General features: G+C 63.8%; 11 protein-coding genes. All 11 read right to left on the bottom strand.

All coding sequences use genetic code 11. The annotated features are described in order from the left end of the window. Positions 1-29: 29 nt before the first annotated feature. Complete coding sequence (locus CK222_RS02840; protein WP_095799315.1) at positions 30-1,307, bottom strand: 4-aminobutyrate--2-oxoglutarate transaminase; 1,278 nt, start codon at positions 1,305-1,307, stop codon at positions 30-32. 394 nt (positions 1,308-1,701) lie between these two features. Then, on the bottom strand, positions 1,702-2,448 hold the full coding sequence (locus tag CK222_RS02835) for an ABC transporter ATP-binding protein (protein WP_095783114.1): 747 nt from the start codon (positions 2,446-2,448) through the stop codon (positions 1,702-1,704). After that, positions 2,445-3,305: an ABC transporter ATP-binding protein gene (locus CK222_RS02830; RefSeq protein ID WP_095799314.1), complete on the bottom strand. Its 861-nt coding sequence runs from the start codon at positions 3,303-3,305 to the stop codon at positions 2,445-2,447. The genes CK222_RS02835 and CK222_RS02830 overlap by 4 nt, the downstream gene beginning before the upstream one ends. 24 nt (positions 3,306-3,329) lie before the next feature. Continuing rightward, entirely contained in the window at positions 3,330-4,250 is a 921-nt protein-coding gene (nikC, locus tag CK222_RS02825) for a nickel transporter permease (protein WP_095799313.1), read from the bottom strand. Continuing rightward, the gene (locus tag CK222_RS02820; protein ID WP_067324491.1) at positions 4,247-5,314 is read right to left on the bottom strand and encodes an ABC transporter permease; all 1,068 of its coding nucleotides are present in this window, start codon (positions 5,312-5,314) and stop codon (positions 4,247-4,249) included. The genes nikC and CK222_RS02820 overlap by 4 nt, the downstream gene beginning before the upstream one ends. Positions 5,315-5,332: 18 nt before the next feature. Then, positions 5,333-6,970: an ABC transporter substrate-binding protein gene (locus CK222_RS02815; protein ID WP_095799312.1), complete on the bottom strand. Its 1,638-nt coding sequence runs from the start codon at positions 6,968-6,970 to the stop codon at positions 5,333-5,335. A gap of 275 nt (positions 6,971-7,245) precedes the next feature. Further along, positions 7,246-8,520, bottom strand: a complete 1,275-nt coding sequence (locus tag CK222_RS02810; protein WP_095799480.1) for a lytic murein transglycosylase — start codon at positions 8,518-8,520, stop codon at positions 7,246-7,248. Positions 8,521-8,704: 184 nt separating this feature from the next. Continuing rightward, entirely contained in the window at positions 8,705-9,310 is a 606-nt protein-coding gene (gene recR, locus CK222_RS02805; RefSeq protein WP_066996262.1) for a recombination mediator RecR, read from the bottom strand. A 121-nt stretch (positions 9,311-9,431) separates the two neighbouring features. Continuing rightward, a complete protein-coding gene (locus CK222_RS02800) occupies positions 9,432-10,421 on the bottom strand; it encodes a cell wall hydrolase (RefSeq protein WP_067324486.1) in 990 nt (329 codons plus the stop codon). 216 nt (positions 10,422-10,637) lie between these two features. Continuing rightward, a complete protein-coding gene (locus tag CK222_RS02795; protein ID WP_095799311.1) occupies positions 10,638-10,961 on the bottom strand; it encodes a YbaB/EbfC family nucleoid-associated protein in 324 nt (107 codons plus the stop codon). 92 nt (positions 10,962-11,053) lie between these two features. Next, on the bottom strand, positions 11,054-12,865 hold the full coding sequence (locus CK222_RS02790) for a DNA polymerase III subunit gamma/tau (protein WP_095799310.1): 1,812 nt from the start codon (positions 12,863-12,865) through the stop codon (positions 11,054-11,056). Positions 12,866-12,917: the final 52 nt, after the last annotated feature.

Below are 12,917 nucleotides of genomic sequence, written 5' to 3'. Positions count from 1 at the left end.
CCAGGAGAATCATTCGCACTGTCCGCCCCTTAGGCCGCCCGCGCCTCGCGGATCGAGGTCTCCAATATATCCAGCGCCTCCGTCATGACGCCGTCCTGGATGGTGATTGGCGACAGGAAGCGGATGACGTTGCCGTAAACGCCGCAGGTGAGCAGGATGAGGCCTTTGTCGAGCGCCTTCAGCCGCACCGCATTGGCTAATTCCGCCGAGGGCAGGCCGTTCTTCACATCATTGAACTCGACGGCGTTCATGAAGCCCGGGCCGCGGATGTCGACGATCTCCGGCACGTCCTCGCGGATCGACGCCAGCCGCTGCTTCAGCCTGGCGCCGAGCGCGTTGGCGCGCTCGCACAGTTTTTCTTCCTCGATGACGTCGAGCACGGCATGCGCCGCGGCGACGCCGATCGGGCTGCCGCCATAGGTGCCGCCGAGCCCGCCCGGTCCAGGCGCGTCCATGATCTCGGCGCGGCCGGTGACGGCCGACAGCGGGAACCCGCCGGCGAGGCTCTTGGCCATGGTGGTGAGATCCGGCGCCACGTCATGGTGCTCCATCGCGAACATCTTGCCGGTGCGGGCAAAGCCGGTCTGCACCTCGTCGGCGACAAGAAGGATGCCGTGCTGGTCGCAGGTCTTGCGCAGTGCCGTCATGAAATCGCGCGGCGCCTCGTAGAAGCCGCCCTCGCCCTGCACCGGCTCGACGATGATGGCCGCGACCCTGGCCGGATCGACATCGGCCTTGAACAGCTTGTCGAGCGCTGCAAGCGAATCCGCGACCGACACGCCGTGCAGCGCGACCGGGAACGGCGCATGGAAGACATCGGCCGGCATGGCGCCGAAGCCAACCTTGTAAGGCACGACCTTGCCGGTCAGCGCCATGCCCATGAAGGTGCGGCCGTGGAAGCCGCCGGAAAAGGCGATGACCGCCTGGCGACCGGTGGCGTTGCGCGCGATCTTGATGGCGTTCTCGACCGCCTCGGCGCCGGTGGTGACGAAGACGGTCCTCTTGTCGAACTTGCCGGGCAGCATGCCGTTCAGGCGCTCGGCGAGGCGCACATAGCTCTCGTAAGGAACGACCTGATGGCAAGTGTGGGTGAAGCGGTCGAGCTGCGCCTTGACCGCCTCGATCACTTTCGGATGGCGGTGACCCGTGTTGACCACCGCAATGCCCGACGAGAAGTCGATGTATCGGCGGCCCTCGACGTCCCAGATTTCCGAATTCTCGGCACGATCGGCGTAGATCTGCGTGGTCATGCCGACGCCGCGCGAGATCGACTGGTTCTTGCGTTCGGAAATGGCTGAATTCTTCATCTCACACCTCATCGGGCAGGCGCCCGCTCCGTTTTGATGCCGTCAAAGCCTCTTCTGACCTTATTTCAGGTTTTCCTCAAGTCGGCACATTGGCCCAGTCGATTGGGCCTGCCGCAAGGCCGAAATCGGTCTCGACCAGCCGGCCGATCATCAGGCAGAAACAGTTTCCTTTTCCGGCCGATCGATTATCCTCGCTGCAGCCGCGACGTGCCGCTGCCGGGAGCGGCTCCCGCGGGCCGAGGGAACCATGAGCAGGAACGCGACATCGTCCGCCTTGCCGTCCTTGCCGCTCCGCCCTGCATGTCGGGTGCGGGATGGCGCCAAAGCAGACGTGATCGTTGCTGCGGAGAGTTAAAAGCCAGGTCGCACCCCGTCGCGAACCTGCGAGAGAAAACTACACCCTCACAAACCCCTCGCTCGCTCGAAGCAGGTTGCGCGTATAATCCTCGCTCACGCGGTGGCCGATCAGCTGGCTTGCGGTCAGCGTCTCCACCGCTTCGCCGTTCTGCATCACCATCAGCCGTTCGCACATATGGGTGATGATGGCGAGGTCGTGACTGACCATCAGGAAGGTGAGCTTGCGCCGCCGCCGCACCTCTTCGAGCAGGTTCAGCACCTCGGCCTGGACAGAAGCATCGAGCGCCGAGGTCGGCTCGTCGAGCAAAAGGATCGAAGGTTCGAGGATCAACGCGCGGGCGATCGCGACGCGCTGGCGCTGGCCGCCGGAGAGCTGGTGCGCATAGCGGAAGCGGAAACCCTTGCCGAGGCCGACTTCGTCCAGCGCGCGCTCGATGCGCTTCTCGCCATCCTGGATTGCGTGAATGGCGAGCGGTTCCTGCAGCAGCCGGTCGACGGTCTGGCGCGGATGCAGCGACCCATACGGATCTTGGAAGACCATCTGCACGTCGCGGTAAAAGGCCTTGTCGCGGGTCTTGCCAAGCGTCTTGCCGTTGACAGCGATGGTGCCGGCAGCGACAGGCGCAAGGCCGGTGATTGCCTTGAGCAGGGTCGACTTGCCGGAGCCGCTTTCGCCAACCAGGCCGTAGGACTCGCCTTCCCTGACTTCGAGTTTAACGCCCTTCAGCGCGCGGAAGCGGTCGAAAATCACCTCCAGCCCTTCGATGGTGATGGCGGCCGTCATGCCGCCCACTCCGGCTTGCGGTCGAGCACCGGCAGCGGGTGTCGCTCGAAGCCGATCCTCGGCATGCAGTTGAGCAGGGCGCGCGTATAGGGATGCTGGGCCTCGCGCAGCTCGGACGCCTTGAGCTGCTCGACCACCTTGCCGGCATACATGACGACCACGCGGTCGCAGAAGGAGGACACCAGGCGCAGATCATGCGAGATGAAGATCAGCCCCATGCCGCGCTCGGCGACCAGCCTGTCGAGAATGTTCAGCACATCGAGCTGCACGGTGACGTCGAGCGCCGAGGTCGGCTCGTCGGCGATCATCAGTTCCGGCCCGGCGATCAGCATCATGGCGATCATCGCGCGCTGGCCCATGCCGCCCGAGACCTCATGCGGGTGAAGGTCGAAGACACGGGCCGGATCGCGAATCTGGACCGCCCGCAGCATCTCCAGCGCGCGCTCGCGCGCTTCGGCCTTTCCAACTTTCTCATGCGTGCGCAGCGTCTCGACGATCTGGCGGCCGATGGTCATCACCGGATCGAGCGAGTATTTCGGGTCCTGCAGGATCATGGCGATGCGGTTTCCCCGCAGCGCACGGCGCCGGCTGGATGACACCGAGAGCAGGTCGATGCCGTCGAAGCGCAGCTTTTTCGCCGACACCTCGGCCTGCGGCGGTGTCAGGCCCATGATGGCGCGGCCGGTCTGCGACTTGCCGGAGCCGCTCTCGCCGACGATGCCCAGCCGCTCGCGGCCGAGCGAGAAGGACACGCCGCGAACCGCCTGCACGATTCCGGTGCGTGTCGGGAAAGTGACGCGCAGATCGTCGACTTCGAGCAGCGTGCCTCTCGTTTGCCTATCGGAATTGCCGCTCATTGGTAGCCGCTCATCGGTCGCCACTCATTGGTCGCCGCTCCGGGGATCGAGCGCGTCGCGCAGGCCGTCACCGAGCAGGTTGAAGCCGAGGCTGACGATGAGGATGGCAACGCCTGGTGCGGCAGCCACCCACCACTGGTCGAGGATGAAGCGGCGGCCGGACGCGATCATCGCGCCCCATTCGGGCAGCGGCGGCTGCGCGCCGAGGCCGAGGAAGCCGAGGCCTGCGGCGGTGAGGATGATGCCCGCCATGTCGAGCGTCACCCGGATGATCAGCGAGGAGATGCAGAGCGGCATGATGTGGCGCAGCACGATGCGGAAGGGCGAGGCACCCATCAATTGCACCGCCTTGATGTAGTCGGAATTGCGCACCGTCAGCGTCTCGGCGCGCGCGATGCGCGCGTAAGGCGGCCAGGAGGTGATGGCGATCGCCAGCACCGCGTTCTCGATGCCGGGACCGAGCGCCGCAACGAAGGCCAGCGCCAGCACCAGCTTCGGGAAAGCCAGGAAGATGTCGGTGATGCGCATCAAAATGGCATCGGTCCAGCCGCCGGCATACCCTGCGACGGTGCCGACCAGCAGGCCGATGGGCGCGGCGATGATGGCGACGAGGATGACGACATAGAGCGTCCAGCGCGAGCCGTAGAGGATGCGCGAGTAGATATCGCGGCCGAGGTCGTCGGTGCCGAACCAATGCGCGGCGCTCGGCGCCAGCAGACGGGCATTCTTCAGGTCACCCACGGTTGGCGAGTAGGGTGCCAGCACGCCGGCAAGCGCGGCTACCACCACCAACGCGAGAATGATGAGCAAACCGACGAGCGCGAGCCGGTTGGCTGTGAAGCGCCGCCAGGCGACATAGGCGCGGCCGAGCCTTGCCTGCATGCGCGAGGACGGCCGCTCGCTGAGCAGCCATTCGCGACGGGTTTGCATCGTCTCGGCGCTCATTCGACTTTCGTCCGTGGATCGAGGAGCCGATAGAGCAGGTCCGACAGAAGGTTGATGGCGATGAAGACCGAGCCGATGATGATGGTGCCGCCGAGCACCGCGTTCATGTCGGCGTTCTGCAATGAATTGGTGATGTAGAGGCCGATGCCCGGCCAGGAGAAGACGGTCTCGGTCAACACCGAGCCTTCGAGCAGGCTGGCATAGGAAAGCGCGATCACCGTCACCATCGGCACAGCGGCGTTGCGCAGCGCGTGGCCCCAGATGATGCGCGTCTCCGACAGGCCCTTGGCGCGCGCGGCGACGATATATTCCTGCGCCATCTCGTTCAGCATGAAGGAGCGCGTCATGCGGCTGATATAGGCGAGCGCGAAATAGCCAAGCAGGGAGGCCGGCAGGATGATGTGGCGGTAGGCGTCGTAGAAGACATCCCACTGTCCCTGCATGGCCGCATCGAGCAGGTAGAAGCCGGTGATCGGCGTGAAAGTGTATTCGTAGACGACGTCGAGCCGCGCCGGAAAGGCGACCCATTGCAGCTTGGCGTAGAACAGGACGAGGCCGAGCAGCCCCAGCCAGAAGATCGGCACGGAATAGCCGATAAGGCCGATGATGCGCACGATCTGGTCGATGAGGCTGCCGCGCCGCACCGCGGCCAGCACGCCGAGCGGCACGCCGATGACGGCGCCGATGATCGTGCCGAGCGTCGCCAGCTCGATGGTCGCCGGAAAGACGCGGCGGATGTCGGACATCACCGGATTGGTGGTCAGCACCGAAGTGCCGAAATCGCCGCTGAGCGCGTTTTTGACGTAGATGTAGAACTGCTGGATCAGCGGCAGGTCGAGCCCCATCTCGCGGCGCGTGCGCTCGACGACGGCTGTCGGGGCCCGGTCGCCGAGCACGGCCAGCACCGGATCGATCGGGATGACGCGGCCGATGAAGAAGGTCACCGCGAGAAGACCGAGATAGGTCGTCACCGCGATGACCAGGAAGCGGCCGATCGACGACAGAAGCGCGACGGCACGGGCGCCGCCGCGCCCCGCCGCCGCCTGGTTCTCAGCTACGCTCACGCGGCGCGTCCGAAAGCGCTATTCCTTCGAGACCGGCCAGACGAAGTTGGTGTCGAAGCTCGGGCCGAGCTTGAAGTCCTTCAGGTTCTTGCGCAGCCCCGCCACCTCCAGCTGCTGATGGATGATGACGAAGGGGCTGGTGTCGAGGATCTTCTTCTGCAGGTCCTTGTACATGTCGGCGCGCTTGGCGGAGTCCTTCTCGAGCAGCGCCGCCTCGGTTTCCTTGGTCAGGTCCGGAATATCCCAGGCATTGCGCCAGGCCAGTGTCTTGATCTTGGCACTGTCGGAATTGTCCGGGTTCGAGGCGAAAGTCTGCGCGTTGGAGTTGGGATCGAAATAGTCCTGGCCCCAATTGCCGATATAGATGTCGTGGTTGCGGGCGCGGTATTTGGTCAGCGTCTGCTTGCCGTCGCCGGGGATGATCTCAAGCTTGATACCGGCCTGGCCGAGCGTCTGCTGGATCGATTCCGCCATGCCAGTGGTCGGCTGGCCGGTGCGCACGTCCATGGTCACTTTGAAGCCATCAGCCAACCCGGCCTTTGCCAGCAGCTCCTTGGCCTTGGCGACGTCGAGCTTGAACGGATTGTCGTCGATCGCGCCGAGGTCGCCCTTGGGCAGGAAGGACTGGTGGATCTCGCCGATGCCCTTCAGGATGGTCGAGGCCATCGCATCATAGTCGATGAGATATTTGAACGCCTGACGCACCTCAGGCTTGGCGAGGTTCGGGTTCTTCTGGTTGAGGCTGATGTAATAGACCGTGCCCTTCGGCGCGCTTGTCGTGGTGAGATCGGCGTTTTTGGAGATGGCATCGAGATCGTTCGGTTCCAGATTGCGGGCGACATCGATGTCGCCGGCCTCCAGCGCCAGGCGCTGCGCCGAGCTCTCCTTCATGTTGCGGTAGATGACGCGGGCGAGCTTGGCCTTCTCGCCATTGTAATTGTCATTACGCTCCAGCACGACAGCCTCGTTGGCGCGCCATTCGCGCAGCTTGTAGGGGCCAGAGCCGGCATAGCCGGTCTTCAGCCAGGCGTTGCCGAAGTCGTTGTCCCATTTGTAGTCGGCGCTCGGCGTGACGGCGGCGACATGCTCCTTGACCAGCTTGCTGTCGACGACCGAGGCGACGGTGGCCGACAGGCAGTTCAGCACGAAGCTCGGCGCATAGGCCTTGTCGACAACGAACTGGAAGGTGGTGTCGTCGACCGCTTTCGCCTTCTCGGTGACATTGTCGCCACTGATGCCGAACTGATTGATGATGAAGGCCGGGCTCTTATCGAGCTTGATGGCGCGCTCGAAGGAATAGGCGACATCGGCCGCGGTGATCGGATTGCCGGAGGCGAACTTCATGCCGGGCTTGAGCTTGAAGGTATAGGTCAGGCCGTCATCCGAAACGCTCCAGCTTTCGGCGAGATCGCCCTTGACCTTGGAAGTATCGTTGAGGTCGAGGCGGACCAGAAGATCATAAGTATTGCCGGTAACCTCGGCGGTCGACAGCTCGAACGCTTCGCCCGGATCCATCGAGATGATGTCGTCGATTGCGAAACCTTCGACCAGCGTGTCGGCAGGCGTGACCGCAAAGGCCGGCACCGCGAGCAGCGCCGACATCGCCACACCCGCGAGCAAGCCACGAGAGCGAAGAGCAAACCTTTCCAGCATCATGGTAGTCGTTCCCTGTTTTGTTGATTGTTGACCTGAGTTCCCGGCTCAGGGTTGCAGAATTCCTTGGGACCGATCGACGGCCCACCGACCTTACCGTCGTGGTTTTTGTCCAGTTGGTCAACACCCTATTCGGCGGCGTTCGAACCCGCAACGCGCATTTTTCGAGACAGCTTATTGGGCCAGAATGGGCCACCGCGAGTCGACCCAGGCGCCGGCTAGCCGAAGCCGTCGATTGGGAAAAATCTGCCAAATCTTGGCCGCTTGGAAGTCGCCCGTCATTTCAGCTGCGCGACCAGGTTCGCGTCCGGAAAGCAGGTGGCGGCCTTGCCGTTCTTCGCTTGCCAGACGCCGATCGAGCGGCGTGTCTTGAAGCCGGGCAGGCCGTCGGCACTGCCGACATCGTAGCCCTTGGCCTCCAGCGCCTGCTGGAGGGCAGCGATATCGGATCGGTGGAGATCGCCCACCCGCCCCCAGGTGCCGGCAAAGGTGGTGTCGCCTTTGGCGATGCGATCGGCGGCGTGGCCGATGAACAGCGCATAGAGGTCGCTGGTGTTGTATTGCTTCAGCACATAGAAATTCGGCGTGACGATGAAAGCGGGGCCGCTGCGTCCGGCCGGCATCAGCAGGAAACCCTCGGCCTTGAGTTCACTGGCCGGAAACGCCTTTCCGTCGACGCGCCTGATGCCCATCGCCACCCAGTCAGAAATCTTCTTGCCCTGGTCGGGTCCTTCGAGCGCGCAGGAGACGTTTGCCGGCGCAATCACCTCGGTCCCCCAGCCGCGCCCCCTCACCCAGCCATAGTGGACAAGATAGTTGGCGATGGAGGCGAGCACGTCCGGCGTCGAATTCCAGATGTCGGGCCGGCCGTCGCCGTCGAAATCGACGGCATGCTTGAGGAAGGACGTCGGCATGAATTGCGGCTGGCCGAGCGCGCCGGCCCAGGAGGACTTCATCGCATTGACCGGAGCGAGCCCGCGCTCGACGATCTCTAGTGCGGCCAGCACCTCGGTGCGGAAGAAATCCTTCTTCGTCGACATGAACGCCTTGGTGCCCAGCACCTCGAAGGCGTCGTAGGGCATCTTGGCGGCGCCGAAGCCGGTCTCGCGACCCCAGATCGCCAGCACGATCTCGCCAGGCACGCCGTAGCGCTTCTCGATGAGCCCAAGCACGCGGGCGTTGGCGCTCTCGCGCGACCGTCCTCCGCCGGTGACGGCCCGAATGGTCTTCTCGGCGAAATAATTGGCGGGCGGACCGAACTCCGCCTGGTGCTGTTTTTGCGGCGTCGCCGGCTTCTCGCCGGGCATGACGAGATCCGGCAGTTTCAGGTTCGGCTTCACGCCGATGAAGGCGGCGTCGAAGGTCTTTTTGGAAATGCCTTTGGCCTTGGCCTCGGGCCAGAGGTCGTTTTGCAGCCAGGCCTGGAATTGGTTGTCGATGGGCGTGGCGCGAGCGGGGAGGGTGAGGAGGACGGCAAGCGCCGCAAGGAAAAATGCGAAGCCGAATTTGGAAAAGCCGCGTTCTGTCGCGCCCCCCTCTGTCTTGCCGGACATCTCCCCCACTTGGGGGGAGATTGGCTGTTTCGGTGCCCCGCCTCTTCCTGCGACCTTGGATATTGGCGAAAGCCGGCGTGACGTCTGATCTCCCCCCTTGCGGGGGAGATGTCCGGCAAGACAGAGGGGGGTGGGACGGAGTGCGGCCTTTCCGGGAAAAACGCCAGTCACCAATCCCCTCCCCTCAAAACGCCGTCCTCGAGCGCAGCGCCGCGGCAAGCGTGCCTTCGTCGAGATAGTCGAGTTCGCCGCCGACCGGAACGCCATGCGCGAGCCTAGTCACCTTGACCTCGAAACCCGAGAGCTGATCGGTCAGGTAGTGCGCCGTGGTCTGGCCCTCGACGGTGGCGTTGACGGCAAGGATCACCTCCTTCACCTCGCCGCCGGCGACACGGTCTACCAGCGAGCGGATGTTGAGCTGGTCCGGGCCGATGCCATCGAGCGGCGACAGCGTGCCGCCGAGCACGTGATAGCGCACATTCATGGCGGCGGCGCGTTCCAGCGCCCAGAGATCGGAGACGTCCTCGACGACGATAAGCGTGCCGGCATCGCGGCGTGGATCGGTGCAGATCATGCACGGGTCGGAGGTGTCGACATTGCCGCAGGTCGAGCAGATGCGCACTTTATCGGCCGCCTCGCCCATGGCTGCGGCTAAAGGCTCGAGCAGCTGCTCCTTCTTCTTGATGAGATGGAGAGCCGCGCGCCTTGCCGAACGCGGCCCGAGCCCCGGCACCTTGGCCAGGAGCTGGATCAGGCGTTCTATCTCTGGACCGGCGATTCTTTTCGACATCGCTCTGATCTAGAGCAATTCCGGGAAAAGTGCGAAACGGTTTTCAGAGCGCTTTGGTGACATCCGCAACAGGAAATGATCCGCCATGCCGTCAAGGCGGATCATTTGATGGCGGGTTGGCTCAGTAGGCTTCGAGCGGCCGGGACTGGCTGACAATCAGCGCGCCGATGGCGTCGGTGTTCTCAGGCGTCGACTGGAATCCCATCGCCGCTTCCTGCGGAGCGCTCGGAACGGAGGTGATGTAGCGACCTTTCAACGTGCCGCCGAAGCGGGAGGCGTCGGGCTCCTCCATCGGCTCCTGCATCGCCACCATGATCGGCTTCGCCGTGACGCGGCCGGCCTTCTGCCCTGGCGCGGCGGAGGCCGTCACATAGGTCTGCTGGGCAGCAACGGTTGTGGTCTTGGCCGGAAGCGCCGGCGCGGCAGCCGCGGTCGTAGCGGCCTGCTTGGCCGGATCAGCATGAACGATCGTCTTGACCACCGGCTCGGCGGAAGCGACGAGGACCGGAGCGGTGGGGTCGGTCTTCTGCGACTTGCCGGAGGCCATGGCGACCATCGGCTCATCCGGCAACGGCTGCCAGTTGCGGCCGCGCTTCTCATAGAAGGCATTGCCGCCGGCCACCATCGTGTAGTGCATGTTCTTGTAGGGGAAACGCAGGCCGGCGGTGTGGAAGAACATCGTGTTCTTGAGCTTGGCCTTGCGCTCGCCTTTCAGCACTGCCTCGGCGGCTTCCTCGACATCTGGCAATGCCCGCGAATTCATCGGGCGCGTCAGCACGCCCGGGGCGAACTGGCCCTTTTCGCCGACGACCTCGCAGATCGTGCTGCCATGCTGTCCCGAGCGTAGCCGGTTCATCACGACCGTGCCGACGGCGATCATGCCGTCACGGCTCGACCGGTTGGACTCGAAGAACATCGCCCTTTGCAGGCACTCCTTGTCCTTCATCGAGTATTTATAGGAACGCGAGCTGAGGAAGCTCGGGGTGACGGCGTCGGTCAGGCTCGCCACCGACATGCCATGTGAAGCGGTCTGGCTGCAGCCGGCCAGGAGCAAGGGGGAAGCGGCGATGCCGATAAGCAGCAGCGGCGTCTTCCATCGCGTCGCGATCAACAAAAAAGCCTCATTTCCAGATGCCAGCCCGCCCCGAGATGTGGCAAGAATGAGACTCTTTCAGGCAAAAAGATGGCTAGATGGTTAGCAACCTCTGGACTTGGGTAAAACTTTATGAATGTCGCGAAATGAGCCCGTGAGCATGCCGGCAAAATGGTTAATATTGCGGCCCGGGCTCAATTTTCGTTCACAATCAATTAACTGGTGGCAGATGCCTTAGAACGGCAATTTCATTCCGGGCGGTATAGGCAAGCCCGCAGTCAATGCCTTGGTCTTTTCCTGCATGACCAGCTCGACCTTATTTTTGGCATCATTGTGAGCGGCCAACAGCAAGTCTTCGAGGGTCTCCACCTCGTCGTCCTTCAGCAAGGACGGATCGATCTTCAGCGCCTTCATTTCGAACTTGCCGGTCAGGGTCACGCTGACCAGGCCGCCACCCGCCTGCCCAGTGGCTTCCAGGGTGGCGATCTCATCCTGCATGGCCTGGAACTTGGCCTGCATTTCCTTTGCCTTGCCCATCAGGCCGAGAAGATCCTTCATCGTGAAACTTCCTCTTGTTGGAATCTACGTTAACGCGAGTATGATCTTGACCGAAACCGGTCCGTACTCTTTCCCTGACGCGTTCGTCAGCTCTAAATCTCTTCGTCGTCGGCAGCCGGCTCAACCGGCAGGTCGGCGTCAGCGCCTTCCGCTTCCGGCACATCGGGAATGCGCACGTCGATGATCTTGGCGCCGGGAAAGCGGGCGAGGATGGCGGCGACGGTCGGATCGCTCCTGGCATCGGAGAAGGCGTTCTCGCGCTTTGTCGTCTCCATCTCGGCCAGCGTCTTGCTACCCTCTTCCTTCGACAGCGAGACCAGCCAGTTGCGGCCGGTCCAGGCACGCAGCTTGGACGTCAGGTCGTTAAGCAGCATCTTGGGCGCATCGTCGGTCAGGCTGACGTCGATGCGGCCAGGCTCGATGCGCACCAGCCGCACGCAGCGCTTGACCAACACCTTGAAGGCGATGTCGCGGTTGGCATCGGCCAGGGCCGCGATGTCGGCCAGCGACTTCACCGGAACGGCCGGTGTTTCGATGACCGGTTCGGGCGCCGGGACGAAGGCGGCGGGCGCGGGCTGCATCTCGACCAGCCGCATGGTCTGCCCTCCGCCGTTAGAGGCCGGCATCCGCGCCGGCGCCACGGCATTTGTGCCGCCGCCACTGCTTGCCGGCGCTCCATTGGCGCGCGGAGCGCCATTCGGCACAGGGGCCGCCCCCTCGAGCGATTTCAGCGCTTCGTCCAGCGTCGGCAGGTCGGCGGCATGCGCCAGCCGGATCAGCACCATCTCGCCGGCGCTGACTGGACGGTTGGAGGACTGCACCTCGGGAATGCCTTTCAAGAGCATCTGCCAGGTTCGCGAGAGCACGCGCACCGACAGCGTGCTCGCAAATTCGGCGCCGCGCCGCCGCTCGTCCTCGGAGAGCGAGGCATCATTGGCCGCGGCCGGCACGAACCGCAGACGCGTAACGAGGTGGTTGAATTCCGCCAGGTCGGTGAGCACCGCGGCCGGATCGGCGCCGGTATCGTATTGCGCGCGGAATTCGGACAAAGCCGCTGCAACATCGCCCTTCATGACGTGCTCGAACAGGTCGATGATACGGGCGCGGTCGGCCAAGCCCAGCATGGCGCGAACAGCGTCGGCGCTGACGGTGCCGCTGCCATGGGCGATCGCCTGATCGAGGATGGAGAGCGAATCGCGTGCCGAGCCCTCGGCGGCCCGCGCAATCATCGCCAAAGCCTCATCATCGACGGAAATACCTTCCTTCGCGGCAATCGAGGAAAGATGCGCGACGAGCGCGCCGGCATCGATGCGCCTCAGGTCGAAGCGCTGACAGCGCGATAGAACCGTGATCGGCACCTTGCGGATCTCGGTGGTGGCGAAGATGAATTTGACATGCGGCGGCGGCTCTTCCAGCGTCTTCAACAGGCCGTTGAAGGCCTGGGTGGAGAGCATGTGCACTTCGTCGATGATGTAGACCTTGTAGCGGGCCGAGACCGGCGCGTAGCGGACGCGGTCGATGATGTCCCTGATGTCGTCGATGCCGGTGTGGGAGGCCGCGTCCATCTCGATGACGTCGACATGGCGGCCTTCCATGATCGCCTGGCAATGCTCGCCGGGGGTCGAAAGGTCGACGGAGGGCTGGTCGACGATGGCGGTTTTATAGTTCAGGGCGCGTGCGAGAATGCGCGCCGTCGTCGTCTTGCCGACACCGCGCACGCCGGTCAGCATCCAGGCCTGGGCGATGCGGCCAGTGGCGAAGGCATTGGTGAGCGTGCGGACCATCGGCTCCTGGCCGATCAGTTCGGAGAAATTGGAGGGGCGGTATTTGCGCGCCAGCACGCGATAGGCGCCGGCCTTACCTGTCTCCAGGCTTTCTGGCCCCGAATTTCCGGCTTCGCTCATTCGCCGTCAAAAGCTCCAAGGACCGCGACGGAAGGCGGCCGATTCCTGCGCA

The organism is Mesorhizobium sp. WSM3866 (genome assembly GCF_002294795.1).
Classification (GTDB): Bacteria; Pseudomonadota; Alphaproteobacteria; order Rhizobiales; family Rhizobiaceae; genus Mesorhizobium.
This window is presented reverse-complemented; position numbering and strand designations above follow the sequence as displayed.

Excerpts from the sequence above, each read along its gene's own strand:
- CK222_RS02810 (WP_095799480.1), bottom strand. The coding sequence starts at position 8,520 with ATGTCCGGCAAGACAGAGGGGGGCGCGACAGAACGCGGCTTTTCCAAA.
- CK222_RS02790 (WP_095799310.1), bottom strand. The coding sequence starts at position 12,865 with ATGAGCGAAGCCGGAAATTCGGGGCCAGAAAGCCTGGAGACAGGTAAG.
- CK222_RS02815 (WP_095799312.1), bottom strand. The coding sequence starts at position 6,970 with ATGATGCTGGAAAGGTTTGCTCTTCGCTCTCGTGGCTTGCTCGCGGGT.
- CK222_RS02830 (WP_095799314.1), bottom strand. The coding sequence starts at position 3,305 with ATGAGCGGCAATTCCGATAGGCAAACGAGAGGCACGCTGCTCGAAGTC.
- recR (WP_066996262.1), bottom strand. The coding sequence starts at position 9,310 with ATGTCGAAAAGAATCGCCGGTCCAGAGATAGAACGCCTGATCCAGCTC.
- CK222_RS02835 (WP_095783114.1), bottom strand. The coding sequence starts at position 2,448 with ATGACGGCCGCCATCACCATCGAAGGGCTGGAGGTGATTTTCGACCGC.
- CK222_RS02840 (WP_095799315.1), bottom strand. The coding sequence starts at position 1,307 with ATGAAGAATTCAGCCATTTCCGAACGCAAGAACCAGTCGATCTCGCGC.
- CK222_RS02795 (WP_095799311.1), bottom strand. The coding sequence starts at position 10,961 with ATGAAGGATCTTCTCGGCCTGATGGGCAAGGCAAAGGAAATGCAGGCC.
- nikC (WP_095799313.1), bottom strand. The coding sequence starts at position 4,250 with ATGAGCGCCGAGACGATGCAAACCCGTCGCGAATGGCTGCTCAGCGAG.